This is a genomic window from Streptomyces sp. NPDC020299 (assembly GCF_044387825.1).
In the GTDB taxonomy this organism is placed as follows: domain Bacteria; phylum Actinomycetota; class Actinomycetes; order Streptomycetales; family Streptomycetaceae; genus Streptomyces.
In genome coordinates, this window is the sequence record NZ_JBIRWL010000001.1 from 850808 (window position 1) to 874981 (window position 24174).

The window sequence follows — 24174 nt, forward strand, 5'->3', positions numbered from 1 at the left end:
TCAGGCGGTGAGCCCGAGGGCGCCGAGCGCGGCGGCGACGTCCTCACGCGCGGCCTCGTCCAGCCCGCGCAGGGGCCGCGGCAGGTTCGGCTCCCCCGTCAGACCCAGGTGGGACGCGGCAGCCGACATCACGCGGAGGCCGCCGTAGCGGCGGAACAACGCCCACAGCGGCTCCAGTTCGCCGGACAGGTCCGACGCCCGGCCCGCGTCACCGCTCTGGGCGGCGCGTGTGAGGGCGAGAGCGGTCCGCGGGAAGGTGCCGCCGAGGACCGAGTACCAGGCGTCGCACCCGGCGTTCAGCCCGCGGGCCGCCGCCCAGTCGCCGCTCACACCAATGCTCACCGTGTCCGGGATCAGCGCCCGAAGCGCGTCGACACGTGTCTTCGCCGCTGCCGGGCCATCGGGCACACCAGGGATCTTGATCGAGCCGATGTTCGGCAACTGGGCGATCCGGCCGTGCAGTTCGTCGCTGAAGTGCACACGCGTGGTACCGGGGTTGTCGTACACGCACAGCGGCACGGACAGTTCGCGGCTGACGTCCTCGTAGAGGCCGAACACCTCCTCGTCGGTGAGCGGCTGATACGTCATCGGGGCGAGCAGCACGGCTGCGGCTCCGGCCTCCTGGGCGTCCTCGGCCAGCGCCAGGACGTGCGAGGTGCGCAGCGCGCCGATGCCGACCATGACGGGGACACCGTCGGCGGACTCGACCGCGATCTTCGCGGCGTGGGCGCGCTGTTCCCGGGTGAGGTAGGCGTAGCCGCCGGTGGAGCCGAGCGCGCCGATGGAGTCCACGCCGGCGGCCGCCGACCGGGCGACGAGCGCGGAGTACGCCGCCTCGTCGACGCCGTGCTCGTCGGTGGGCGTGAGGGGGAAGGCGCTGAGGCCACGGAACATGAGGTCTCCTCCCATGGGGAATCGGGGCATGGTCATCTGCTCGCGGCGCGCAAGTCCGCCACGACTGACGCGAGTTCGGCGGTGAACATCTTGGCCTGCGGCTCGCTGATGGTGGAGCTGGTGACCCGGATGGCGCCCTGGTGGGCGGACGGGTCACGGACGAAGAGGTGACCGGACCGCACCGCCCAGCCCCGCTGCGCCAGGGCTTCGACCACCGACCGGCCGTCGACGTCCAGCTCGACCCACACGTTCAGCCCGTCGGGCCGGCCGGGGACCTCGATGCCATGGGCGCGCAACTGCTCGACGAGCAGGCCGCTGCGGTGTGCGTATGTCCCGCGGGCCCGTTCGTGGAGTTCCTGGACGCCGGGATCGAGGAGCAGTTCGCGGGCGACGTGCTGCAGCAGGTGACTGACCCATGTGGTGCCGGCGCTCAACCGCGCCTCCAGGCGCGCGGTGGTCTCCGTGTCGGTGGCGACGAGGGCGAGACGCAGGTCCGGGCCGAGGAACTTGGACACGGACCGCACCAGGGCCCAGCGTGCGGTGGTCGGAGGTGTGATCCGGTGGTACGGCCGCGCGGAGACGGCCGAGAAGTGGTCGTCCTCGATCACCAGGACCTGGGGATGGTCCGCCAGGATCGCGCGCAGGTCGGCCGCCCGCTCCTCGGTGAGGCTCGCGCCGGTCGGGTTGTGGGCGCGGGGGGTGCAGACGACCGCGCGAGCACCGTCCGCCAGGGCGGCCCGCAGGGCGTCGGGCCGCATCCCGGCGCCGTCGACCTGAACCGGCACCGATCGGTAGCCGCCCAGCCGCAGCGTGCCGATGCTCGCCAGGAAGCAGGGGTCCTCGATCGCCACCAGGTCGCCGCGGGCGAGGTGGGCGTTCAGGAGCCTTTCGGTGGCGTCGACCGCCCCGTGCGCCACCAGCGTCCGGAACGGCTGCTCGATGTCCTCGGCGAAGTCGGCGGCGGCCCACTCGGCCAGCCCCCCGTCGACGGCGGGCACGCCGTACAGGGGCTGGTGGTAGTGCCCGCGCCTGGTCGCGGCCAGGATGTCGGGCAGCAGTTCCGGATCGGGGTTGCCGCTGGCCAGGTCGATCCGGTCGCCGCCTGCGCCGACGCCTTCCCGGGCGAGCTGGGGCACCGCCGCGATCACCGTGCCGCCCCGGCCCCGGGTCTCGGCCACCCCGGCCTCGACGAGCCGCCGGTACGCCAGGGCGACCGTGTTCCGGTTGACCCCCAGTTCGGCGGCGAGCGCCCGCACCGGCGGCAGTACGTCACGCGGCGCCAGTTCACCCGAAGCAGCCAGGTCCCGCACACTGCCCGCGATCTCACCGGCTGTCGAACCGCTGATGCGCACGTGATCACCTCCATCACCGACCCTAACACTTTGTCCTATGCCAAAACAGAAGAGCGTCGGCCTGCGCGGCAGGCATTCGACGGCGCCCCGCACACCGAGCCGTCCGTCAGGGGCGGAGTGGCCGGCCCAGCGGTACTTGCGGCGGCCCACGGTCGTGGTGGCCCGGATCGGTACTCGTGGGACCGCTCGCCGCGGCGCACCGCGGCAGTGAGTCGTCTCACGCGGGGACGTGATGCAGCGGTCGCGACGACTTCCTCGAGCAGCGCCTCCGGCCGCCGGGGCCTGCGGCGATGCCCGGACCGACAGGGGAACGACAGCTGTGGTTTACGTTCGCCTCATCTCCAGGAAGACAAGATCTCGATGCCGTCTGAACAGGTGGTGCCCCGAGACCGTACCCCTGGACGGATCACGAAAAGCTCCGCGGAAGGGAATCCCTCATGACCAGCGCATCGCCCACTCCCGCAGCGGGTCCGGCCCGCCGTACCGTCGTGGCGGCGGCCGGAGCGGCGGGACTCGCCGCCGCGCTGACCGCCTGCGGGTCGGACGACAAGTCGTCGGACACCTCCAGCGCGGCCGGGTCCACCGGAGCCGCCGGAGCCGGAGCCGCTGCCGGCGGCTCGCCCAGCGCGCAGGAGAGCGGCGGCAGCGCCGGTGGCACCGCGCTCGCCAAGACCTCGGACATCCCCGAGGGCGGCGGCAAGATCTTCAAGGACCAGGGCGTTGTCGTCACCCAGCCGGCCGCGGGCACGTACAAGGCGTTCTCGTCCAAGTGCACCCACGCGGGGTGCGCGGTGGGCAGCGTCGCCAATGGCGTGATCGTCTGCCCGTGCCACAACAGCCACTTCTCCGCCGCCGACGGAAGTGTGAAGCAGGGGCCCGCGACGCAGCCGCTGGCCGCCGCGAACATCACCGTCTCCGGGGACGAGATCAAGCTGGCGTGAACGCGGGCGTCAGCCCTGGCGGCCCGGCCGTCTGAGGCAGCCGAGCACCTCGTCCGTGGTCGCGACCGTGGCGACCAGCGCGAGGGTGTTACGGATCATCGCGGGGGTGTAGTCGGCGGGCACCCCCGCGATGGCGTCGGCCGGCACGACCGTGGTGTAGCCGAGGTTGACCGCGTCGAACACGGCGTTGGGGATCGCCACGTTGGCCGAGACCCCGGTGACGATCAGCGTGCGGCAGCCCAGGTTGCGCAGCAGCGCGTCGACCTCGGTGCCCTGCACGGGCGAGAGGCCGTGCAGCCGCCGTACGACGATGTCCTCCTCGGTGACCTCGATCGGCGCCGCGACACGCACCGCCGAGGTGCCGGACAGCTGCCGCACCGGGAGCCGTTCGGCGGCGCGGAACAGCCGGGCGTTGCGGCTGGCGGCCCGGCCGTCGGGCCGGCGTTCGGCGACGGCATGGATCACCTGGACTCCGCTGTCGTGCGCGGCGGCGACCAGCCGGGCGACGTTGTCCAGGGCGCCGGAGGAGCGGGCCTGACGGGCGAGTTCGGGCAATGCGCTGTCCGGGCCGACCACGCCCTGCTGGCACTCCACGGTGAGCAGGACGGTGCACGCGGGGTCGAGGACTTCACCGAGCTGCTCGTGCGACGCCATATTCGCGCCCTTTCGCAGGAGTTCGGGGCGGGCGAGACTAACCGGCATTGCGTCCGAGGGGAAGACGACTCATTCTTTTCTGACGTGATGTCAGAGGATCTAGGCGCCGGACAGGACCCGGACCGTCTCCTCTGGCACGACGTGGGAGAAGAGGGGGACGCATGACTGCCACTCAGCGCCGGGGCCGGAAGATCATGATGACAACGGGTGAGGTGGACGAGTTCCTCACCACCCAGCGCACCTGCCGGGTCGCCACCGTGTCGGCGAGCGGCGCACCGCACGTGAGTGCCCTGTGGTACGCCTGGGACGGCGTGTCGCTGTGGCTCTACTCGGTGGTGCGCAGCAAGCGCTGGACGGATCTCAGCCGCGATCCGCGGGTGGCGGTCGTGGTCGACTCGGGCGAGGAGTACGACCAGCTGCGCGGTGTCGAGCTGACCGGCACGATGGAGTTCGTGGGCGAGGTGCCGCGCATCGGGGAGCTGTGCGCCGAACTCGACACCGCGGAGACGCTGTTCGCGCGCAAGAACTTCGGCCTGGACGAGATGCCCCACGACGGGCGGCACGCCTGGGCGCGGCTGACACCGGAGAAGATCGTCTCCTGGGACTTCAGCAAGCTGGGGCCCGCGTAAGACCGTCAGGGCGGTTCAGCCGACCTGCTCGGCCGCCGTCCGCAGCGCCTCGACCGCCGCGCGGATCGACGGGCGGCGGTCGGCGTCCGCGCGCCAGACGACGTACACATGGCGCCGCACCCGCTGCTTGAGCGGCACCGTGACGACACCGGGGGGCACCGGGTGGCGGCCCAGCACCGGCGCGATGCACACCCCGAGTCCGGCGGCGACCAGGCCCAGTTGGGTGTGGGTCTCGGCGGCACGGTGGCCGAGGATCGGCTCGATGCCGCGTGAGCGCAGCGTGAACATCAGCCATTCGTGGCAGAACTCGCCCTCGCGCCAGGTGATCCACTCGTCCTCGGCGAACTCCCCGAGGTCCACCTCGTCGCGGTCCGCGAGCGGGTGGCCGGCCGGCATCGCCACGTCGGCGGGGTCGTCGAGCAGGGGTGCCTTGACCAGGCCGTCGGGCACCGGCATCGGCTTGTTGTACCAGTCGAGGACGACCGCGAGGTCCAGGTCGCCGCGCACCACTGCGGCGATACCGTTCTCCGGCTCCAGCTCGCCTGAGCGCACCCGAAGCGCCGGGTGCCGGGCGCGCAGGTCGGCGAGGGCCGTGGGGAACAGACCGCGCGCGGCGGTCGGGAACGCCGACAGCCGCAGCTCTCCGGCGACCTGGCCCCGGTGCGCCTCCAGGTCGGACTGGGCGAGCTCGACCTGGGAGAGGATGCGCGCCGCGTGCTCGGCGAGCAGCCGGCCGCCGTCGGTGAGCCGCACGCCGCGCCCGTTCTTGGCCAGGAGCTGCTGGCCGACCTCCCGCTCCAGTTTGCCCAGCTGCTGGGAGACCGCGGACGTCGTGACGTGCAGCGCCTCGGCCGCCCCGCTGACGGAGCCGTGCCGGGCGAGGGCGTCGAGGGTGCGCAGGCGCTCCAGGTTCAACATGTAAGTAATACTAAGAGGTATCCCTGTGGAAATCTCGATTGTGCTACGAGGTTGACTGCCGCATCGTGGAGGTCATGACCACCGCTGCCGCCGCCGCTCGCACCGAAGCCCGACAGACCGCCGCGCGCCCCCGCCCCCGCCTCGACTGGCGCCTCCGCTTCGGTGCGCTGTCCCTGATATGGGGCTTCAGCTTCCTGCTCATCAAGGTGGGCACGGAGGGCTACGCACCGTTCCAGGTGACCTTCGGGCGGCTGGTCTTCGGCACGGCGGTGCTCGGGGCCGCGATGGCTGTGAAGCGGGAGCGACTCCCGCGCGGGGCCCGCACGTGGGGCCATCTGGCGGTCGCCGCGTTCCTGCTCAACGCCCTGCCGTTCTCCCTCTTCGCTTACTCGGAACTGACGATCCCGTCCACGCTGGCCGGCATCTGCAACGCCACCTCGCCCCTGTGGGGCATGGCCCTGTCCCTGGTCGCCCTCTCCGAGGACCGGCCGACGCGACTGCGGGTCGCCGGACTCGGCCTGGGCTTCCTCGGCGTCCTGACGGTCCTGGGCGCCTGGCAGGGCTTCACCGGCCTCGACGCCACGGGCACCGCGCTGGCCCTGCTGGCCTCGCTCAGCTACCCGGTCGGCTGGATATACGTCCGCCGCACACTCGCGGGCAGCGGCCACTCCCACCTGTCGATGACGGGTGCCCAACTGCTCCTGGCCACGCTCCAGCTGGCCGTCGTCACCCCGCTGTTCACCACCGCCCCCGCCCACTTCGCCCTCATACCGCTGCTGGCCGTCGCCACCCTCGGCGCCCTCGGCACCGGTCTCGCGGTCCTCATCCAGTACGGCCTGGTCGCCGAGGTCGGCCCGACGACGGCCCAGATGGTCACCTACTTCATCCCGGTCATCGCCACAGCCGCCGGCGTCGCCATCCTGGACGAGACGCTGCACTGGACGACGCCGGTGGGAGCGGTGATCGTGCTGACGGGGGCGGCGCTGACGCAGGTACGGGGCAAGCGGGCGGCCTAGGCGCCCCTATACGTAGCTGCGCATCGGGGTCGGTCCGACCGCGGAGGCGATCGCGTCCGCCAGCGGGGCGACCTCGGCCGGGGTGAGGGTCGAGACGGTGATCCGGATGCCGGGCGGGGCGTCGAGGCGGAAGCGGGCGCCGGGTGAGACGGCCCAGCCGGCATGCAGGAGGCGGGCGACCGCGCCGGTCTCGTCGGGGACGGGCACCCAGACGTTCATCCCACTGCGGCCATGGGCGCGGACCCCGCGCTCGGCGAGCGCGTCGATGAGCAGCTCCCGCCGGGCCCGGTACGCCGCCGCCACCGCCGGCCCGTCGACCGCGCCGCTCGCCCGCAGCCAGACCACCGTCCGTTGCAGCAGCAGGCTCACCCAGCCCGGCCCGAGCCGCTGCCGTCCGCGCACCCGGTCGACGGTGACCGGGTCGCCGGTGAGCACGGCGTGCCTGAGGTCGGGGCCGTAGGCCTTGGCGGCGGAACGGACGAACGCCCAGTGATGGGTGACGCCCGCGAGGGGGTGCAGGGGCAGGTCGACGATGCCGTGGCCGTGGTCGTCCTCGACGAGCAGGGTCTGCGGGTGCTCGCGCAGGACGGCCCGCAGGGCACGCGCTCGGGCGGCGCTCACGGAGGCACCGGTGGGGTTCTGCGCGCGGTCGGTGACGATCACGGCCCGCGCGCCGGAGCGCAGGGCCGTGCGCAATGCCTCGGGTCGCGGCCCCTCGTCGTCGACGCCGACGGGGGTCGTGCGCAGTCCGAGCGCGGGAACGAGGTCGAGGGTGCGGCCCCAGCCGGGGTCCTCGACGGCGACGGCGTCCCCCGGCTTGAGATGGGCGGCGAGGACGCGTTCCACGGCGTCGAGTGCCCCGGAGAGCACCGCCAGGGGGCCCTCCGGGATGCCGTCGGCGTCGAACTCGGTCCGGGTGACGCGGGCCAGTTCCGGCTCCACGGGATCGCCGCCGTACAGCACCGGCTCCCGGTCCGCCTCCTCGGCGACGGCCGCCAGCGTCGGTGCGAGCGGCGGCAGCAACGCGGGGTCGGGGTTGCCTGCGGACAGATCACGCACCCCCGCCGGCACGTCCACGCGCACCTTCTCCCGCCCCGTGGTGGCCGGCTTGGGCCGGATCCGGCTGCCCCGGCGCCCGGCGGTCTCGATGACCCCACGCTCGCGCAGGGTGCGATAGGCGGCCGCGACGGTGTTCGGGTTCACACCCAGCCGGACCGCCAACTCCCGCATCGGCGGCAGCAGTTGCCCGGGCTCCAGGGTCCCGGAACCCACCGCGCCCTCGATGCTCGCGGCAATCTCCGCTGCACCGCGCCCTTCGATCGGATACTCTCCTAGCACAAAATCAATTATGCACTAGTGCAATCAAAACGCAAGGGAGACCGTCATGCAGGGCACCCGGCAGACGCCACCGCAGCCGGCCGCGTACCGCCCGACCGACCGCACCGTCCCCACGCGTGCCGCGCACAAGGCGTCGTACGACAGGGAACTGGTGCACGCGATACTCGACGAGGGCTACGTCTGCCACCTCGGCTTCGTCCGCGACGGTGCGCCCGTGGTGCTGCCCACGCTGTACGGCCGGGTCGGCGAGGTCCTGTACGTGCACGGCTCCACGGGCTCGCGCCCGCTGCGGATGACCGGCCAGGCCGACCCCGGGCTGCCGGTGTGCCTGACGGTCACCCATGTCGACGGCCTGGTGCTGGCCCGCTCCGCCTTCCACCACTCGATCAACTACCGCTCCGTGGTGGTGCACGGCACCGCGTACGAGGTCACCGACCCCGAGGAGAAGCTGCTCGCCCTGGACGCGCTGGTCGACCACGTCGTCGCGGGCCGCGCCGCCGACTCCCGCCCCGCCAACAGGAAGGAACTGGCCGCCACCGCCGTGATCCGCCTCGACCTCGACGAGGTCTCCGCCAAGCTCCGCACCGGCGGAGTGAACGACGAGCCCGAGGACCTCGCCCTCCCCCACTGGGCCGGCGTGGTCCCGCTGCGCAAGGGCTACGACACTCCGCTCCCCGAGGCCGACCTGGCCCCCGGCACCGCGCTCCCCGACTACCTCACGGCCCTGTGATGCTGATCCACCCCTGGGACGCGCCCCACGACGACACCGAGTGGCAGACCTGGCTGGCCGCCCACGACTTCGGCCAGCTCGCGGTCAACGGCCCGCCCGGCGAGCCACCGCTCGTCCAGCCGCTGCACTTCGCCTACGACCCCGACCGCGGCGAGGCCGTCACCCACCTCGCCCGCCCCAATCCGCTCTGGGCCGCGCTCGAGACGGAGCCGCGGGTGCTGCTGAGCGTGGTCGACGACTACGTCTTCGTTCCGGGCCCCTGGCAGGCCGAGCACGCCACCCCGCCCGAACACGGCGTCCCCACGAGCTTCTACGCGGCCGTCCAGCTCGGCTGCACCGCCCACGTCGTGGACGACCCGGCGAAGAAGGCCGCCCTCCTCAACCGCCAGGTCGGCCACTTCCAGCCGGAGGGCGGCTCGGCCCGCGCCACCCCGGGCGAGGCCCCCTACGGCCGCCTCCTGTCCGGGATCCGCGTCCTGCGGCTGGAAGTGAAGGACGTCCGGGCCAAGTTCAAGTACGCGGGAAAGCGATCGGAAGAGGTCCGCCGGCACATGGTGACCGCCCTGACGACCCGCAACGGCCCACGCGACGCGGCGGCGCGAGAGCATCTGATACGGCGGGGGGCCTGAGCGGCGGCCACGGTGCCACCGTGGGTCCCCCGACCGCAGCCCCGGTCGACCGCAATCCCACCCGACCGCGACCCGGTCGGCTCACACGAGGACAGGTCGTTCCTCGCCCGTCCCCCGCCGCGCCGCGCGTGCCTCGGCGACGGCGAGCCCCGTGACCGAGCCGAGCATCAGCAGCGTGCCGGTCACGGTGGACGCGGTCAGGTGCTCACCGAGCAGGGCGACCGCGAGGACGGCCGCGCTCACCGGCTCCAGGAGCGTGATCACGGAGACGGTGGCCGACCGCACGACGGCGGCGCCCGCGAAGTAGAGGGCGTACGCGAGCGCCGTGGGAACCGCCGCGATGTACCCCACGAGACACAGCACCCGGACGGGATGGGCGGTGTGCGGCAGCAGCCCCTCCGTCAGGGCGAACGGCAGGAGGCACAGACTGGTCACCGCGAACGCCCACACCGTCGTGGTCGGCGCGTCGCTCCCGCCGTCCCGCCCCCACCAGCGGGTGAGCAGTGTCATCGCGGAGTAGCCGGCCGCCGACGCGAGCGCGAGCAGCACGCCCCAGGGACGTACGGTCGCTCCCGCGCCGCCGAAGGCCAGCACGACGAGTCCGGCGAGCGCCCCGGCGACAGCGGCTGTTCCGGCCGGGCCGAGCCGCTCCCGCAGCGCGAAGCGGGCGCCGAGCGCGATGAGCACGGGGCCGGCGCCGAGGGTGACCACGGTGGCGACGGTGAGTCCGGTGGCCGGCACGGCCGCGAAATAGGCGGTCTGGAACACGGCGAGGCCGACGCCGGTGGCCACGGCCTTCAGCACACGGCGGCCGGGTGCTTCGGCCACGGCAGGACGTGGGCGGCGGCGCAGCACCCGGCCGGCGAGCAACAGCGCGAGCCCGGCGGCGCAGCGCCAGAAGGACAGGGTGACGGCGCCCATGTCACTGGTCCGGTAGACCAGTGCGGCGGCGGCGCCCGCGGTGCCCCAGGCGGCACCGGCGACGATCAGACAGAGCAGGCCACGCCCGACGGGCAGGCCAGAGACAGCATGCGACACGAGTGGTCTCCGCAGAGGTGGAAGTTCGGCGGAGGCCCCGCTGATCTCGTCGAGCGGAGCCCACGGACTTCGTCTGCGGGCAGCACCGTCCCGCCCGGCGGCACGCCGGGCGCGTTCCCGGAGGCCCGCCTCAGGCGGCGGGGGGCGGAAGGACGAGCGCGTCGGCCGGCATGATCGGCAGCCTAGGCGGCCGTTCCTCGCGCGGACAACTCCCTTTCGGCGCTCCCGGCCGCCACCGGCTCCGCCGCGCCCTTGGCCGGTGTCGAGGACTGCGCGATGAACGCGCCGATCAGGACGACGGCACCGCCGGCGACCTGCGGCACCGAGAGGTGTTCGCCGAGCAGCACCCAGGCCAGTACGGTCGCTATCACCGCTTCGAGGCAGGCCACGACGCCCGCGACCTGCGGGGACAGCCGGCGCACGGACAGCACGCCGGTGACATAGGCGACGACCGTCGCGACCAGCACGATCCAGGCCAGCAGGGCGGCGGCCGGAACGTCGGTGCCGTTCATCCGTGCGGTGCCGGACAGCACCGACCAGTCCATGGTCCAGGGACGGGCGACGAAGGTCAGCAGGACGGCACCGACGAGGAGTCCGTAGGCGATGACGCCGAGCGGGTCCGGCGCCTCCTCGCCGGTCCCGGCGCCCTGGTCGGACAGGACGAAGTAGCCGACCTGGCAGCAGGCCGCGCCGAGCGCGAGGAGCAGCCCCAGGGCGTCGAAGCCCAGGCCGGACCACACCTCGACCACGCAGGCGAGGCCACCGACGGCGAGGACCACTCCGAGCGCGGCCGCCCTGGTGACGGGCCGCCGCTGCACGAACCGCACCCAGCCGAGCACGAGCGCGGGCGCGAGGTACTCCACGAGCAGCGCGACCCCCACCGGGATACGGGAGAGCGCGGCGAAGTAGCAGGCCTGGACGCCGGCCACGGCGAGCAGTCCGAACCCGGCGAGCAGCGCGGGGCGGCGGCGCGGCAGGGCACGGTGGCGCACCGCGAGCGGCAGCATCACGAGCGCGGCGCCCGTCACTCGCAGCCACACCACGTGCAGCGGGTCGAGCCCCGCCTCGATCAGCGGCTTGGCCGCTACTCCCGATCCCCCGAAGGCGAGCGCGGAACCGAGCGCCAGGCCGAGCCCGACACCCTTCCCGCCACCGCCAAGACCGCTCTCAGACGTACGCACCGGCACATGATGGCAGGCGACGACATGAGCGTCACCCCCGTTGACACCTGTCTCACCCGCTGGACGGCGCCTGCCCCCGGGCGCCGCCGAGCACGCCGCGCACCGCTCAGCGCGCCCTTCCGCCGTCGCCGACGCACTCCGCCGTCGCGCGGTCGATCCTGACGAGCAGGCCGGCCGCATCGACTCCGGCGCGCCGGAGCACCTCGACCGCCCGGGCCTGCGGGTCGGCGGCGAGCGCCGCGAGGAGGTCGATGCCGTCGGCCCGTTGCTCCCCGCGCCGCCCGGCGCGCTCGCGGGCGCCCCGCATGGCGGCCGCGGCGACCGGCGACCAGCCCTCGGCGTCCTTCAGGAAGGACAGCGTGCCGGAGCCCTCCACGCTGCTCTGCCAGCGCAGGCCGTAGCCGATGCTGCGCTGCACGAGGTAGCCGAGCAGACGGACGACCTTGCGGGGGTCGCCGATGAGGGCGCGCGCCTCGGCGTCGGTCTCCAGGAGCGAGTGCAGCAGATGGGCGGTGTCGATCTGGCGGTCCCCGTCCCGGACGGCCCTGCGGCGGGCAACGGCGACCACCGCCGCCAGCTCCGCTCCGAGCCCGGCTTCGTCGTCAGCGTGGTGGGCGCCCTGGTCACGGGCGGACTCGCGGGGAATACGGGGTTGCACATCCCTACCTCATCAGTCCCCCACGCCCGTGTCATCGACGGGGGGAACCATCTCGGCCTCCCACGGGAAGTGGACACCGGCGTTCGGCATCTCCTCCTTGCGGATGAGATCAGGACCGTACGACGGCTACGGTCCGTACAGACCTCCACACATTCTGACGGTTCGTCAGTATTGAATGTTCTGGGCCCTGCGGCTACGTTCCGCGACACCGTAGCCCGACACGAAGGGGTGGTCGCATGGCCGAAGTCAGCGCGGAGGCACGCATCCAGGCACCGGCCGAGAAGGTGTGGGCGAAGCTCACGGACTGGTCGGCGTACGGGGAGTGGAACGCGACCCACACCAGCTTTCCCAAGGGCGGCCCCGAGGCCCTGGAGGTGGGCGGAACCTTCCAGGAGAACATGAAGCTGATGGGCTTCCCGGCGGAGGTCGAGTGGACGGTCGAGGAGCTGGAGCCGGCCCGGGTCCTCGCCATCCGCGGCAAGGGCCCGATGGCGGTGACCGTCGCCACCCGCTACACGCTCACCCCCGACGGCGAGGGCACGACGGTGCGCATCGACGGCGAGTTCACCGGCGCGGCCGTCTCCCTGATGGCGGGCAAGCTCAAGGATTCGGCGACGGCGGCCCTGAACGAGTCGCTGCGCAAGCTGGGCGGCCTGCTGGCCTGACGTCCGCGAAGAAGGCGCCCCGCGGATCTCTCCACGGGGCGCCTCGACGGCCGTGCGGCTGTCAGCCAGTCCTCGTCGTCAATCCTCGTCGGCGAGGATCAGGTACAGCTTCTTGCGGGCATCGTTGATCACGGACAGCGCCTTCTCGCGCTGCTCCTTGCTGCCGGTCTTCCAGACCTGGCTGAAGGCCTCCATCAGGCCGAAGCCGGCCTGGCGGATCTCACCGAGGGCCTCCCAGTCGACCCCGCGGGACGCTTCCTCCCAGGGAGCCTCGGGGCCCGCCTCGGCCGCGGCCCGGCCCTCGCCGGTGAGGGAGAACAGCTTCTTGCCGCCCTCGCTCGCGCTGGCGATCAGACCTTCGTCCTCCAGCAGCTGGAGGGTGGGGTAGACCGAGCCGGGGCTGGGCTTCCACGCGCCGCCGCTGCGCTCGGCGATCTCCTGGATCATCTCGTAGCCGTGCATCGGACGGTCCCGCAACAGGGCCAGGATCGAGGCCCGCACGTCACCGCGCCGCGCCCGCCCCCTAGGGCCACCGCGCCCTCGCGGCCCCCAGGGCCCTGGCCCGAAACCGGGCCCGCCGGGCCCGAACCCCGGACCACCCGGCCCGAAGGGCCCGAAGGCCGCCCGCATCCCGTCCCGGCCGCGCCGGTGGGGGCCGTCCTGCCGATGTCCACGCTCGAATCCGTGGGTACGCATCGCAATCACTCCATCCATCGTTGATCTGTCGCGATGCTTCAACGATATATCGGAACCGATCGCATGACAAGACCCGGAGAACGGTGTGCCGGCCGCGCTATCCGGCGGCGGGGGTGAAGTCGTGCAGTTCGTCCGCACCCTGGTGCACGACGCCGTAGCTGCTCTCGGGAACCTGGTTCCAGGCTCCGGGCAGATCGACCGGGGGCTCGGAGACGACCAGACGGGTCTCGTCGGAGACGTGCCGGAGAAAGGCCACATCGGGGTGGAGCGCCCGCAGTGTCTCGACCCGGGTGCTGTAGTAGAGCGAGCGTGAGGCACCCTGACTGGAGTAGCGGAAGGCCCACAGCCGGCGTCCGTCCGTGACCGCGACCGTCATCTGGATCGGGTACTCCACCCCTTGCCGGCGGCATGTCTCCTCCACCAGACCGACCATCCGCGCGACGGCACCCGGCGGGTCGTCCTCCAGACCGAAGGTGAGCGCGAGGAAGAACATCATCTCGGAGTCCGTCGAGCCCTCGAGGTCGGAGAACAGTCCCGGGTCGACGGCCAGCGCCAGTTCCCGGCGCACCCGGTGGAAGTCCGTGATCGCCCCGTTGTGCATCCACATCCAGCGGTCGTGGCGGAACGGATGGCAGTTGGTCTGCTGCACCGCGGTGCCGGTCGAGGCGCGGATGTGGGCGAAGAACAGCGGGGAGCTGACGTGGCCGGCGAGCTCCCGCAGGTTGCGGTTGTTCCACGCCGGCGTGGTGTCCCGGACGATCGCGGGGGTGTCGATGTCCGGCGCGTACCAGCCGACGCCGAACCCGTCGCCGTTGGTCGTCTCGACTCCCAGCCTGGAGTGCAGGCTCTGGTCGATCAGCGAGTGCGCGGGTTTGTAGAGGATGGTGTCGAGCAGGACGGGGGTTCCCGAGTAGGCGAGCCATCGGCACATCGGTGGCACCTCCCTGTGGTTCTCAACGAGAGGTTCACCCGGGCAGGCCGTGCCGGGCATCCCCTGTGGCGGGTGATTTCCGCCCCCGGACGCCGTACGGGCCCGCCCCACGATCGGTCCAGCAGCCCGCGATTGGCCTTGGCCACACGGCGACCGCGCGCCCTAGCGTCGGCGCATGCGTATCCGAATCGTCGACGCGTTCACCGACCGCCCGTTCGCAGGCAACCCCGCCGGGGTCCTGTTGCTCGACGCCTTCCCGGACGACGACTGGCTGCAGAAGGTCGCCATGGAGGTCAACCACGCCGAGACGGCGTTCGCCCACCGCCTGCCCGAGGGCGGGGACGCGGACTGGGCGCTGCGGTGGTTCACGCCCGTCACCGAGGTGGCGATGTGCGGCCACGCGACGCTCGCCACGGCCCACGTCCTGCACACGACCGGCGCCCACGCGGGGCCGGTACGGTTCGCCACCCGCAGCGGCGTGCTCATCGCCACGCCCGGCGAGGACGGCGCGATCACCCTGGACTTCCCGACCGCCCCGCTCACCCCGGTCGACCTCCCGGCAGGCCTCGCGGAGGCGCTCGGCGCGGAGCCGGTCGCCGCCGTCGACACCGGGCCGAACGTGGGCGATCTGCTGCTGGAGCTCGCCGACGAGAAGACCGTCCTCGGCCTCTCCCCCGACCACAAGGCCCTCGCCGTCCACTCCGCGCGGGGCGTCATCGCCACCGCCCGCGCCGAGGAGCCGGCTTGCGGCCACGACTACGTCTCCCGCTGCTTCTTCCCGAACGTCGGCATCGACGAGGACCCGGTCACCGGGAGCGCCCACACCGCCCTCGCCCCCTACTGGTCCGAGCGCCTCGGCCGTCCCGATCTCACGGGCCTCCAGGCCTCCCGGCGCACCGGCCTCGTCCGCACGGGCCTGCGCGGCGACCGCACCCTGCTGACCGGACGCGCGGTCACGGTCATCGAGGGCGAACTCCTCGCCTGAGCGTCACGAAGACACGGACCAGCGCGACACGAAAGGGGGCGTACGGCAGCCTCGTACGCCCCCTCCCCGGTCCCTCACGCCGTCGGCAGCCAGCCCACCTTTCCCGCCAGCACCGCGTAGCCCACGAACGCCCCGATGTCGAGCAGGGAGTGCGCGACCACCAGGGGCCCGACGCGTCCCCAGCGCCGGTACAGAAAGACGAACACCACGCCCATGACCATGTTGCCGAGGAAGCCGCCGATGCCCTGGTACAGGTGGTAGGAGCCGCGCAGCACGGAGCTGGCCACCAGCGCGGTCCCCGGGGTCCAGCCCAACTGGCCCAGCCTGCGCAGCAGGTAGCCGACCACGATCACCTCTTCGAGGATGGCGTTCTGCATCGCCGAGAGGATCAGCACGGGGTACTTCCACCACACGTCGGGCAGTGCCTCGGGCACGACCGTGAGGTTGAAGCCGAGCCCGCGTGCGGCCAGGTAGAAGGCGATGCCGGTACTGCCGATCACCGCCGCGACGCCGGCCCCGCGGCCCAGGTCGGGCCAGGGGCGGGTCCGGTCGAAGCCGAGGGTGCGCAGGCTCTCGCCCTCGCGCAGCAGGAAGTGCGCCACCAGGGCGACGGGGACCAGCGCCGAGGCGATGCCGAACAGCTGCCAGGCTAGATCGAGCCAGGGGCGCCCCGGCGCCGCCGAGGCGTTGAGGGTGGCCGCCTGGTCCTTCAGGCCGCCGGGCTTGGTGACCGATCCGATGAAGCTGATCAGAGCGGACACGCCGCTCGCGCCGAGCGAAAGGGCCAGAACGAGCAGGGTCTCGTCCCGGAGGATCCGCCGCGAGGGCGGCTCCTGCGGAAAGGAATCGGCCACCGAGCCTGCCTGCACCTGCACACCTGCCTCTGGTCGGGTGCGCCACAGGCTGTCGGGCGACATGGAGGGGGCACCACCGTCACGGAAGGACCCAGCTTGCCCGATCACCCCGGCCGGGGCACGACCGACCCCCGCCCCGACCCCGCCCTCGCCGCGCCTAGGCCGAGAGGGGGTGCGTGCCAGACCCCGCGACGCCGGGACGATCCAAACGACAGGGCCTAGCCCAGCGGCACCGGCTCCGGCAGTCCCACCGGCCAGGTGTGCACTGGCTCGCCGAGGTGCATGAGCTCGCAGTAGCGACGGGTGGTGGCCGCCAGGGCGCCGTCCCGGGGCAGGCCCTGTTCGAGGGCCCGGTGGAAGGTCGCCGCCTGCCAGGACGCACCGTTGACCCGGCGCCGGCACCGCTCCTCGATGACACCGAGGTAGAGGTCACGGTCGGCGGCCTCGACGCCCCACCCCTGAAGCCCCGCCTCGGCGAGCGGCAGCAGCTCGTCGCGTACCAGCGTCACCGCGTCGACCTCGCTCGTGCCGCCGTACCTTCCGCGCCGCGGCCAGACCAGGCGCGCGTCGATGCCGTACCGGCACGCCGCGTCGAAGTTGGCGGCGGCCGCCTCGAACGGCATCCGGGTCCACACGGGCCGGGGCTCCTCGGCGAGGGCGCGCACCAGGCCGTAGTAGAAGGCCGCGTTGGCGATGACGTCGGTGATGGTGGGCCCGGCCGGCAGGACGCGGTTCTCCACCCGCAGGTGCGGCACGCCGTCGGCGACGTCGTAGACGGGGCGGTTCCAGCGGTACACCGTGCCGTTGTGCAGCACGAGTTCGGCGAGCTTGGGCGCTCCGCCCGCCTCGACGACCTCGAGCGGGTCCTCGTCGTCGCAGATGGGCAGCAGGGCCGGGAAGTAGCGCAGGTTCTCCTCGAACAGGTCGTACGCCGAGGAGATCCACCGCTCCCCGAACCAGGTGCGCGGCCGGACGCCCTGGGCCTGGAGCTCGGGCGGGCGGGTGTCGGTGGCCTGGAGGAAGAGCGGGGGGCGGGACTCGCGCCACAGTTCGTGGCCGAAGAGGAACGGGGAGTTGGCGCCGACGGCGATCTGCGGCGCGCACGCCACCTGGGCGGCGTTCCACACGTCGGCGAAGCGGCCCGGGGTGACCTGGAGGTGCAGCTGTACGGAGGTGCACGCGGCCTCGGGGACGATGGAGCGGGACGTACAAGTGAGGTGCTCGACCCCGTCGATGTCGAGGTGGAAGTCCTCGCCCCGGGCGGCCACGATCTGGTCGTTGAGCAAGGTGTAGCGGTCGACCTCGGAGAGGTTGGAGGAGACCAGGTCGTCGCGGTCCAGGGTGGGCAGAATGCCGATCATCAGGATTCCGGCGTCCAGCTCGCCGGCCTTGCGGTCGGCGTACGCCAGCGAGGTGCGGAGTTCCTCGGCGAGCCGGTCGAATACCCGCCCACCCAACCGGTGTGGGGCAATGTTGACTTCCAGATTGAACATGGCGAGTTCTGTTTGGAAATCTCGGCTCGCGATACGTTCCAGTACCTGCCCATTCAGCATTTTCGGCAGGCCGTCGGGGCCCACGAGATTCAGCTCGATCTCCACACCCATCAGGTTCTTGGGCCGGTCGAACCTCTCCTGGGCCAGCAGCCGCTCCAGCCCCGTCAGGCACCTGCGGAGCTTTTCCCGGTAGCGCTGCCGATCGGACAGGTCGAACGGCCCTGCCACGACCTTCTCCCCCATCGAAGCGTCCCTCCTCGGATGGGCGGGCGGAAGATCCGGCCGCCGGGGTACTGGGTCAGGTGGGATGATGCCCACCCGACGCGATCGATAACGTCCCGCGCGGGCCCCTTCCCCGCTACTCTGTTGGAATGTGTCCCGCGGCACATTCACGGGGCATGGGGAGCTCGCACCTTCGTGTGCCCCATCGGCCTCGTGAAAAACGCCGACGAGAATGGGCCGTCCGCTGCGACGGCGTATTCCGAGGTCAGAGGGGTACGGTAGGCCCGGAAATCGGGATGATTCCCGCGAATCGCCGACCGAATACGAACTTGCTCTACTCACCGGAAACGGCTAGACGAAACATCGTCTGAACACAAGTCGTATAAACTCCGCGAAGAAGGCAGAAGGTTGGCGCCCACCGTTCTGGTTCCCGCCGTCCAGGCGACGTGCGGCAGGCCGCGTCCGCACCTCTCGTTCACCGCCCCGGGCCCCCGCCTCCCTGACCCCATGAGCTGACAGCGCCGTCCGCCCACCCCCGCCGTCGCGCCATCGCGCCTGTCGAATGAGAGGCGACCCACCATGCCCCTGCACGTTCCCCCTGCCCCCGCGCCTGCCCTGCGCTCCGTCCTCACGGCCCTCGGTTCCCCCACCGCCGTCCGCGAGGCCCGGACCCCTTCCCTGCGAGCCGCCCAGGGACCCGCCACGCCAGAACTGCCCCTGCCCCTGCACGTACTGGACCGGATCACCGCCGAGGGTGTGTCCGCGACCCGGCTGACCGGCTGGCGGTTCCTGATTCGGTGCGGCGACCGTGCGGTGGCTGCGGCCGAGACCCGGCTGACCCCCGACGGCTGGGCGTTCTCGCACTTCTTCGAGGGCCCCTACATCGCCTCCACCGAGCGCGCCCTGCGCCAGGCCGAGGCGATGCAACAGCCCTTTCAGGCCCGCCTGCTGTCGGTGCCGGGCCTGTACATGCTCACGCTGTGGCTGCACGGCGACTGCGCCGCGGACGGTGCCGAGGGCCATCCCGCCGCCACCGACCTGCTCGTCCCGCTGGCTCCCGCACCGCCCGGCATCGCGGCCCACCGGCCGCACCGGGTCGCCGAGTTGCTCCCGGTGCTGACCCACCGGGCGACTCCCGTCCCACTACTGGGCTCGCCCGCCTGACGTCGCCCGTTTTCTCCCCCTGCCCAGATTCTCCTTTCGTACCCCGCCGCCCCTTCGGTGGCGGGGTACGCGCGGTTATGCCGACACCATTGTGCTCTTACGAGCATTCATTCGCTCCTAAGAGCCGCCAAAACCGTCCGCACCACCGGCACTAGCCCTATCCGGCCACCGAGAACCACCCGAAATGACAGTGCGGTGGGGATGAACCGAGCATGTGGGCGATGCGTCATCAACCTGTGAGAAGCGGTGCTGCGAAATACCTGCGGATTGACGCCCGGAGGGCAACACTGGGTTCCGACCGACTTATCACCACGGGGGACGGACATGACCACGACAGAGCGAGAGATCCCACCCATGTGCCAGCACCAGCCGCCGTGCCCGACAGCCGAATCCGCCGACCGGGAGTCCGCCCGCCTCGTGGCGCACCACCCGGAGCAGGGATGGAGCCTGCTGTGCAACGGCGTTCTGCTCTTCGAGGACACCGGTGAGCTCCTGCCCGACGGCCAGATCATCGCCCCGCACCGCCCGCTGAACCCCAGCCGGGTGATGACGGCCGCCTAGGCTTTCTCGGCACCACCCCGGGCGGTCCCCGCGCCGCCCGGTGACCTGAGGGGCCGGCTCGCACACTCTCGGTGCGCACCGGCCCCGACGCGTGTCCGGGGGCGACTACTGACCGTATCCGGCCGTCAGCCGAGCGCGTCGCGCAGTGCCTCGTACGCGGGTTTCGGCTTCAGCTGCTCGTCCCACGGCAGGGCCGCACCCTCCCCCGGGAAGAACGCCGGGATCCACGAGTACTTGTCGGTGTAGTCCCAGACGGTCAGCCCGACGCACCGGCGCACCGCGAGGCAGGCCTCGGTCAGGTTCCGGTACCAGGTCGCCTGCTCGGCCAGCTTGGCGTCGGTCGCGGGCAGCTGCATACGGACGTCGACCTCGGTGAGGGCGGTGTCCAGGCCGAGGCGGGAGAAGCGGCGCAGATTGTCCTCCAGGGTGGTGGGATAGCCGTACTGGAGGGCCAGGTGGGCCTGGAATCCGATGCCGTTCAGGGGCACGCCCCGCTTCTTGAGGTCCTTGGCCAGGGCGTAGTAGGCGTCGCTCTTCGGGCCGGTCCCCTCGATGTTGTAGTCGTTGAGGTACAACTTGGCGTGCGGGTCGGCCTGGTGGGCCCAGCGCAGCGCGTCGGCGATGTAGCCGGGGCCGAGTGTCTTGTACCAGAGGGTCTCGCGGTAGGTGCCGTCCTCGTTGAAGGCCTCGTTGACGACGTCCCAGGAGTAGACCTTGCCCCGGTAGTGCCGCACCTCTTCGGTGATGTGCTTCTTCAGCACGGCCCGCAGCTCGCCGGCGGTCCACTCCCGTGAGGTGAGCCAGTCGGGCAGCTGGCTGTGCCAGACCAGGGTGTGGGCGCGGACCCGCTGGTGGTTCTTGCGGGCGAGAGCGACGATCTCGTCGCCGTTCGTCCAGTCGAAGACGCCCTGCTGGGGCTCGGTCGCGTACCACTTCATGCCGTTGCCCGGCGTGATCATGTCGAATTCGGTACCGAGGATCTTCGTGTACGCGCTGTCGGTCAGCTCGGGGTTGTCGGTGGCGCTGCCGAAGTAGCGCCCGTGCCGATGGGCGAGGTCGGCGAGCGAGGGCTGCCGCCCGTGCGCCTGGGCGGCGGGGCCGGTGGCGACGCCCGCGGCCACCAGAACGGCCGCGAGGGCGCCGGCGAGTCTGAGGCGCGTACTGGTCCTGGGCATGGTGCGACTCCTCACTGTCGGATGCGGGGGGGGTCGTACTCGGATGCGGCGGTCGGTCGTACTCGGGTACGGATCGGGCCGTACCGCCGTCGGCGTGCGTCAGCCCTTGGTCGCGCCGGCGGTCAGGCCGCCTACGAGCTGGCGTTCGGCGACGGAGTAGAAGGCGAGGGCGGGGACCATGGCCAGCACCAGGTAGGCGAAGACGCGGGCGTACTCCGCCGAGTACTGGCCCTGGAACTGCGCGACGCCCAGGGGCAGCGTCCACCACTTGGAGTCGGTGAACACCAGCAGCGGCAACATGAAGTTGTTCCAGCTGGTGACGACGGCCAGCACCGACACCGTGCCGAGTGCCGGCCGCGCCATGGGCAGCAGCACCCGCCAGAAGAACCCGAAGGCGCTGCACCCGTCGAGCGTGGCCGCCTCCTCCAGCTCACCGGGGATCTGCCGGAAGAAGCCGCGCAGGATGATGATGGTCATCGGCAGCCCGAAGGCGGCCTGCGGGAGGATGACGCCGAGCGGGTTGTCCAACAGGCCGAGGTAGCGCAGCAGCAGGAAGAGGGGCAGCGCGGCCACCGCGAAGGGGAACATCAGCCCCATCGTGAAGACGGTGAACAGCAACTCCCGCCCGCGGAAGGCGAACCGTGCGAAGGAGAAGGCCGCCAGCGCGGACGTGGCGACCACCAGCACGGTCGTCGCCACGGCGACCAGTGTGCTGTTGCCCACCAGCCTCCAGAAGTCGCCCGAGCCGAGGATGTTCGTGTAGTTGCCGATCAGCCAGTGCTTGGGCAGTCCGAAGGGGTTGCTGGAGAGCTCGGCGGTGGATTTGAAGCCGGACAGGACGGCGTACAGCAGGGGTACGACCATCACCGCGCCGACCGCGACGAGCACCAGGTGCAACGGCAGTTCGCGTACGGCCTTGGTCCTTCGGGTCACTTGCCGTCTCCCCTCATCGTCGTGGTGGCCCCTTCGAGGTCACGGCGGAGCACGAAGCGCTGGTAGGCGAGGGCGAAGACGAGGCAGATCCCGAACATGACCACGCTGATCGCGCTGGCGTAGCCGACCTGGTAGCGCTTGAAGCCGTACTGGAACATGGTCACGGCCATCGTCTCGGAGTGATGGTCGGGCCCGCCCTGGGTGATCACCCAGACCAGGTCGAAGAGCTGGATCGCCCCGATGACGGACAGGAAGACGCTGATGCGCAGGGTGGGCGCGAGCAGCGGCAGGGTGACGTTGCGGAACCGCTGCCAGGGGTTCGCGCCGTCGATCAGCGCCGCCTCGGTCAGCTCGGCCGGGATCGCCTGCAGTCCGGCGAGGTAGAGCATCATGTGGAAGCCGAAGAACTTCCAGGTCATGACGAGGAACAGCGTCGCCATGACATAGGAGGTGTCGGCGAACCACTCCCCTCCGACGCCGCCCAGTCCGATGGCGCCCAGGACGTGGTCGGCGAGCCCGTCGTCCGGGGCGAAGACCATGCTGAACAGCACACCGGTGATCGCCTCCGACAGGACGTAGGGGGCGAAGAACAGCATCCGGTACACGGCCCGCCCGCGCAGCCGCTGGTTGAGCGCGACGGCCATGGCGAGCGCGAACGGCAGTTGCAGGGCGAGGGACAGGACCACCAGGAGCAGACAGCGCCACAGGTCGCCCAGGAAGACGTCGTCCTTGAACAGCTGGGTGAAGTTGTCCGTGCCGACGTAGTCGGAGGGCATGCCGAAGCCGCCCCAGCGGAAGAAGGCCGCGTACAGCGCGAACAGCATCGGCAGCAGCACCAGTCCGATGAACAGCACCAGCGCGGGCACCTGGAAGCCGACCGCGGTGAGCCAGTTCAGCAGGCGCCGGCGTGCCCGTCCCCGGGCCGACACCGCCGCCGGGGAGGAGAGGGTGACGCCGGGGTCCGTCCGCTTGTCCGGGAGGAAGGTCGAGGTCATCGCCGGCTACTACGCTTCCTTCGCGGCCTTGGTGATCGACTGGGCTACCTGCTCGGGTGACTTCGAGCCGGCGATCAGCGCGGAGACGCTGTCGTTGACCTCCTGGCCGACGGAGGGCGCGTACGCCTGGTCGAGGTAGAGCTGGAAGCCGGTGGCAGCCGTCAACTGGGCTTGCACGGCCTTGGTGTTGGGGTCGGAGAGCGCCTTCTCGGCGCCGGGGACCACCGGAAGGGTGTTGGTCTTCTTGACGAGTTCCAGGTCGGTGGTCTCGGAGGCGAAGAACTTCAGGAAGTCGACGGCCGCCTGCGGGGCGCCCTTGCGCAGGGCGTGCCCACCGCCGCCGCCGAACACCTCGGTGATCGCGCCCTTTCCGCCCTCGACGGCCGGGAAGGGGAAGAAGCCGAGGTTCGAGCCGAGCCCCTTGCCCGCGTCGGCCTCGACGACCGGGGCCCACTGCCCCATGAGCTCCATGGCCGCCTTGCCGTTGCCCACGGCGGCCGCCTGGCCGGTCGGGCTGTTGTACGCGGCTCCCAGGAACCCCTTCTGGAACGGCTGGAGTTGCACCAGGTCCTTGAGGTGCTGTCCGGCCTGGACGATCCCGGGGTCGCTGAAGTCCTTGGCCTCGTCGGCCTTCTTCAGCGCGTCGATTCCGGCCGTGCGCATGGCGAGGTAGGCCCAGTAGTACATCTCGGGCCACTTCTCCTTGCCGGCCACGGCGATCGGCGTGATGTTCTTCGCCTTCAGCTTCCGCACGGCGTCGAGGAAGCCGCTCCAGGTGGTGGGCGGAGTGCTGATACCGGCCTGCTTGAAGAGCGCCTTGTTGTACCAGAAGCCGATCATGCCGATGTCGAACGGGATGCCGTACAGCTTGTCGTCGAGGAGGTACGGCTGCTTGGCGACGGACAGCATCCCGTCGGCCCAGGGCTTGGTCCCGTCGGTGAGGTCCTCGACGAGCCCGGCGTCGACCTGCTGCTGGAGCACGCCGCCGCCCCACGTGTGGAAGATGTCCGGCAGCTTCCCGGAGGCGGTCAGCGCCGTCATCTTCGATTTGTAGGCGTCGTTCTCCAACTGGACGATCTTGACCTTGGCCTTGGGGTTCTGCGCCTCGAACTTCTTGGCCAGATTGGCCCAGACCGTCTTCGTCGGCTGGGTGGTGGATATGTTCCACCACTCGATCGTGGTCGTGCCGTTCGACGACCCTCCGTCCGAGTCGCCGCCGCAGCCGCTGAGGGCCGTCATGCCCAGACCGGCCGCGGCGGAGGCCGCCAGGAAGCCGCGGCGGGAGAGTGCCGGGTCGCCCATGATGCGCTCCTTGTCTTCGAAACTTTCGGAACCACCTCGGAAAGCTGCGCCGCACCCTAGAGAGCGCTCTGGGCGAGTGGCAACCCCTTGTACAACACGCGTTGCGGCTTCTGAACTGACGTGGGGAACGGGCTTCCCCGCACCGCGTCCAATCGAAACATTCGGCGATCTCATCGAACGTTCCGAACCGCGACTCTAGAAAGGCCCTTCGGGGGCGTCA

Annotated in this window: 25 protein-coding genes; 9 read left to right on the forward strand and 16 right to left on the reverse strand. The window is 71.4% G+C overall.

Annotated features, from left to right (window positions below; all coding sequences use genetic code 11):
• Both ACH45E_RS04000 and ACH45E_RS04005 read right to left on the reverse strand, forming a co-directional pair.
• Positions 1 to 894, reverse strand: coding sequence for a dihydrodipicolinate synthase family protein (locus tag ACH45E_RS04000; protein ID WP_361435388.1), 894 nt, complete (start codon positions 892 to 894; stop codon positions 1 to 3).
• Between the two features lie 32 nt (positions 895 to 926).
• Positions 927 to 2246 (reverse strand): aminotransferase class I/II-fold pyridoxal phosphate-dependent enzyme, encoded by a 1320-nt coding sequence (locus tag ACH45E_RS04005; RefSeq protein WP_361435386.1) that lies wholly within the window; start codon positions 2244 to 2246, stop codon positions 927 to 929.
• 437 nt (positions 2247 to 2683) lie between these two features.
• Here ACH45E_RS04005 and ACH45E_RS04010 point away from each other — a divergent pair, with 437 nt between their 5' ends.
• Positions 2684 to 3187, forward strand: a complete 504-nt coding sequence (locus ACH45E_RS04010) for a Rieske (2Fe-2S) protein (protein ID WP_361435384.1) — start codon at positions 2684 to 2686, stop codon at positions 3185 to 3187.
• 9 nt (positions 3188 to 3196) lie between these two features.
• Here the strand turns inward: ACH45E_RS04010 and ACH45E_RS04015 are convergent, their stop codons facing one another.
• Positions 3197 to 3841: a cysteine hydrolase gene (locus tag ACH45E_RS04015; protein WP_361435382.1), complete on the reverse strand. Its 645-nt coding sequence runs from the start codon at positions 3839 to 3841 to the stop codon at positions 3197 to 3199.
• A 161-nt stretch (positions 3842 to 4002) separates the two neighbouring features.
• On the opposite strand from ACH45E_RS04015, the gene ACH45E_RS04020 reads away from it, so the two are divergent.
• A complete protein-coding gene (locus ACH45E_RS04020; RefSeq protein ID WP_361435380.1) occupies positions 4003 to 4470 on the forward strand; it encodes a pyridoxamine 5'-phosphate oxidase family protein in 468 nt (155 codons plus the stop codon).
• A 15-nt stretch (positions 4471 to 4485) separates the two neighbouring features.
• On the opposite strand, the gene ACH45E_RS04025 is transcribed toward ACH45E_RS04020, so the two are convergent.
• Positions 4486 to 5388 (reverse strand): LysR family transcriptional regulator, encoded by a 903-nt coding sequence (locus ACH45E_RS04025; RefSeq protein ID WP_361435378.1) that lies wholly within the window; start codon positions 5386 to 5388, stop codon positions 4486 to 4488.
• A gap of 74 nt (positions 5389 to 5462) precedes the next feature.
• On the opposite strand from ACH45E_RS04025, the gene ACH45E_RS04030 reads away from it, so the two are divergent.
• Entirely contained in the window at positions 5463 to 6404 is a 942-nt protein-coding gene (locus ACH45E_RS04030) for a DMT family transporter (protein WP_399039913.1), read from the forward strand.
• Positions 6405 to 6410: 6 nt separating this feature from the next.
• Here ACH45E_RS04030 and ACH45E_RS04035 read toward each other — a convergent pair whose 3' ends face one another.
• Positions 6411 to 7742, reverse strand: a complete 1332-nt coding sequence (locus ACH45E_RS04035) for an aminotransferase class I/II-fold pyridoxal phosphate-dependent enzyme (RefSeq protein ID WP_361435374.1) — start codon at positions 7740 to 7742, stop codon at positions 6411 to 6413.
• A 46-nt stretch (positions 7743 to 7788) separates the two neighbouring features.
• Here ACH45E_RS04035 and ACH45E_RS04040 point away from each other — a divergent pair, with 46 nt between their 5' ends.
• Positions 7789 to 8472, forward strand: a complete 684-nt coding sequence (locus ACH45E_RS04040) for a pyridoxamine 5'-phosphate oxidase family protein (RefSeq protein ID WP_361435372.1) — start codon at positions 7789 to 7791, stop codon at positions 8470 to 8472.
• Complete coding sequence (locus ACH45E_RS04045) at positions 8472 to 9101, forward strand: FMN-binding negative transcriptional regulator (protein ID WP_361435370.1); 630 nt, start codon at positions 8472 to 8474, stop codon at positions 9099 to 9101. The genes ACH45E_RS04040 and ACH45E_RS04045 overlap by 1 nt, the downstream gene beginning before the upstream one ends.
• 81 nt (positions 9102 to 9182) lie before the next feature.
• Here the strand turns inward: ACH45E_RS04045 and ACH45E_RS04050 are convergent, their stop codons facing one another.
• The 3 genes from ACH45E_RS04050 to ACH45E_RS04060 all read right to left on the reverse strand — a co-directional run bounded on the left by ACH45E_RS04050 (position 9183) and on the right by ACH45E_RS04060 (position 11978).
• On the reverse strand, positions 9183 to 10139 hold the full coding sequence (locus tag ACH45E_RS04050; protein ID WP_361435368.1) for an EamA family transporter: 957 nt from the start codon (positions 10137 to 10139) through the stop codon (positions 9183 to 9185).
• 182 nt (positions 10140 to 10321) lie between these two features.
• Positions 10322 to 11326 carry an EamA family transporter gene (locus tag ACH45E_RS04055; protein WP_361435366.1) on the reverse strand — a complete coding sequence of 335 codons (1005 nt, stop codon included), beginning with the start codon at positions 11324 to 11326 and terminating at the stop codon, positions 10322 to 10324.
• A 100-nt stretch (positions 11327 to 11426) separates the two neighbouring features.
• The gene (locus ACH45E_RS04060; RefSeq protein WP_361435364.1) at positions 11427 to 11978 is read right to left on the reverse strand and encodes a Clp protease N-terminal domain-containing protein; all 552 of its coding nucleotides are present in this window, start codon (positions 11976 to 11978) and stop codon (positions 11427 to 11429) included.
• A 236-nt stretch (positions 11979 to 12214) separates the two neighbouring features.
• Between ACH45E_RS04060 and ACH45E_RS04065 the strand changes: the two genes are divergently transcribed.
• Positions 12215 to 12643: an SRPBCC family protein gene (locus tag ACH45E_RS04065; protein ID WP_361435362.1), complete on the forward strand. Its 429-nt coding sequence runs from the start codon at positions 12215 to 12217 to the stop codon at positions 12641 to 12643.
• A gap of 78 nt (positions 12644 to 12721) precedes the next feature.
• Here the strand turns inward: ACH45E_RS04065 and ACH45E_RS04070 are convergent, their stop codons facing one another.
• Together ACH45E_RS04070 and ACH45E_RS04075 are read right to left on the reverse strand one after the other, a co-directional pair.
• Positions 12722 to 13339, reverse strand: coding sequence for a PadR family transcriptional regulator (locus tag ACH45E_RS04070; RefSeq protein WP_361435360.1), 618 nt, complete (start codon positions 13337 to 13339; stop codon positions 12722 to 12724).
• 97 nt (positions 13340 to 13436) lie between these two features.
• A complete protein-coding gene (locus tag ACH45E_RS04075; RefSeq protein ID WP_361435358.1) occupies positions 13437 to 14270 on the reverse strand; it encodes a class II glutamine amidotransferase in 834 nt (277 codons plus the stop codon).
• 175 nt (positions 14271 to 14445) lie between these two features.
• Between ACH45E_RS04075 and ACH45E_RS04080 the strand changes: the two genes are divergently transcribed.
• Positions 14446 to 15255 (forward strand): PhzF family phenazine biosynthesis protein, encoded by an 810-nt coding sequence (locus ACH45E_RS04080; protein ID WP_361435356.1) that lies wholly within the window; start codon positions 14446 to 14448, stop codon positions 15253 to 15255.
• Between the two features lie 74 nt (positions 15256 to 15329).
• On the opposite strand, the gene ACH45E_RS04085 is transcribed toward ACH45E_RS04080, so the two are convergent.
• The gene (locus ACH45E_RS04085) at positions 15330 to 16130 is read right to left on the reverse strand and encodes a type II CAAX endopeptidase family protein (protein ID WP_361436807.1); all 801 of its coding nucleotides are present in this window, start codon (positions 16128 to 16130) and stop codon (positions 15330 to 15332) included.
• Positions 16131 to 16327: 197 nt separating this feature from the next.
• The gene (locus ACH45E_RS04090) at positions 16328 to 17845 is read right to left on the reverse strand and encodes a glutamate--cysteine ligase (RefSeq protein ID WP_361435354.1); all 1518 of its coding nucleotides are present in this window, start codon (positions 17843 to 17845) and stop codon (positions 16328 to 16330) included.
• Between the two features lie 558 nt (positions 17846 to 18403).
• Between ACH45E_RS04090 and ACH45E_RS04095 the strand changes: the two genes are divergently transcribed.
• Both ACH45E_RS04095 and ACH45E_RS04100 read left to right on the forward strand, forming a co-directional pair.
• Positions 18404 to 18988: a hypothetical protein gene (locus tag ACH45E_RS04095; RefSeq protein WP_361435352.1), complete on the forward strand. Its 585-nt coding sequence runs from the start codon at positions 18404 to 18406 to the stop codon at positions 18986 to 18988.
• Between the two features lie 354 nt (positions 18989 to 19342).
• Positions 19343 to 19549: a DUF5999 family protein gene (locus ACH45E_RS04100; RefSeq protein ID WP_361436804.1), complete on the forward strand. Its 207-nt coding sequence runs from the start codon at positions 19343 to 19345 to the stop codon at positions 19547 to 19549.
• Positions 19550 to 19674: 125 nt separating this feature from the next.
• On the opposite strand, the gene ACH45E_RS04105 is transcribed toward ACH45E_RS04100, so the two are convergent.
• The 4 genes from ACH45E_RS04105 to ACH45E_RS04120 form a co-directional block, all read right to left on the reverse strand.
• The gene (locus ACH45E_RS04105; protein WP_361435350.1) at positions 19675 to 20724 is read right to left on the reverse strand and encodes an endo-1,4-beta-xylanase; all 1050 of its coding nucleotides are present in this window, start codon (positions 20722 to 20724) and stop codon (positions 19675 to 19677) included.
• A gap of 99 nt (positions 20725 to 20823) precedes the next feature.
• The gene (locus tag ACH45E_RS04110) at positions 20824 to 21588 is read right to left on the reverse strand and encodes a carbohydrate ABC transporter permease (RefSeq protein WP_361436801.1); all 765 of its coding nucleotides are present in this window, start codon (positions 21586 to 21588) and stop codon (positions 20824 to 20826) included.
• A gap of 65 nt (positions 21589 to 21653) precedes the next feature.
• Positions 21654 to 22652 carry a sugar ABC transporter permease gene (locus ACH45E_RS04115; RefSeq protein ID WP_361435348.1) on the reverse strand — a complete coding sequence of 333 codons (999 nt, stop codon included), beginning with the start codon at positions 22650 to 22652 and terminating at the stop codon, positions 21654 to 21656.
• Positions 22653 to 22661: 9 nt separating this feature from the next.
• Complete coding sequence (locus ACH45E_RS04120) at positions 22662 to 23954, reverse strand: extracellular solute-binding protein (RefSeq protein WP_361435346.1); 1293 nt, start codon at positions 23952 to 23954, stop codon at positions 22662 to 22664.
• Positions 23955 to 24174 lie beyond the last annotated feature (220 nt).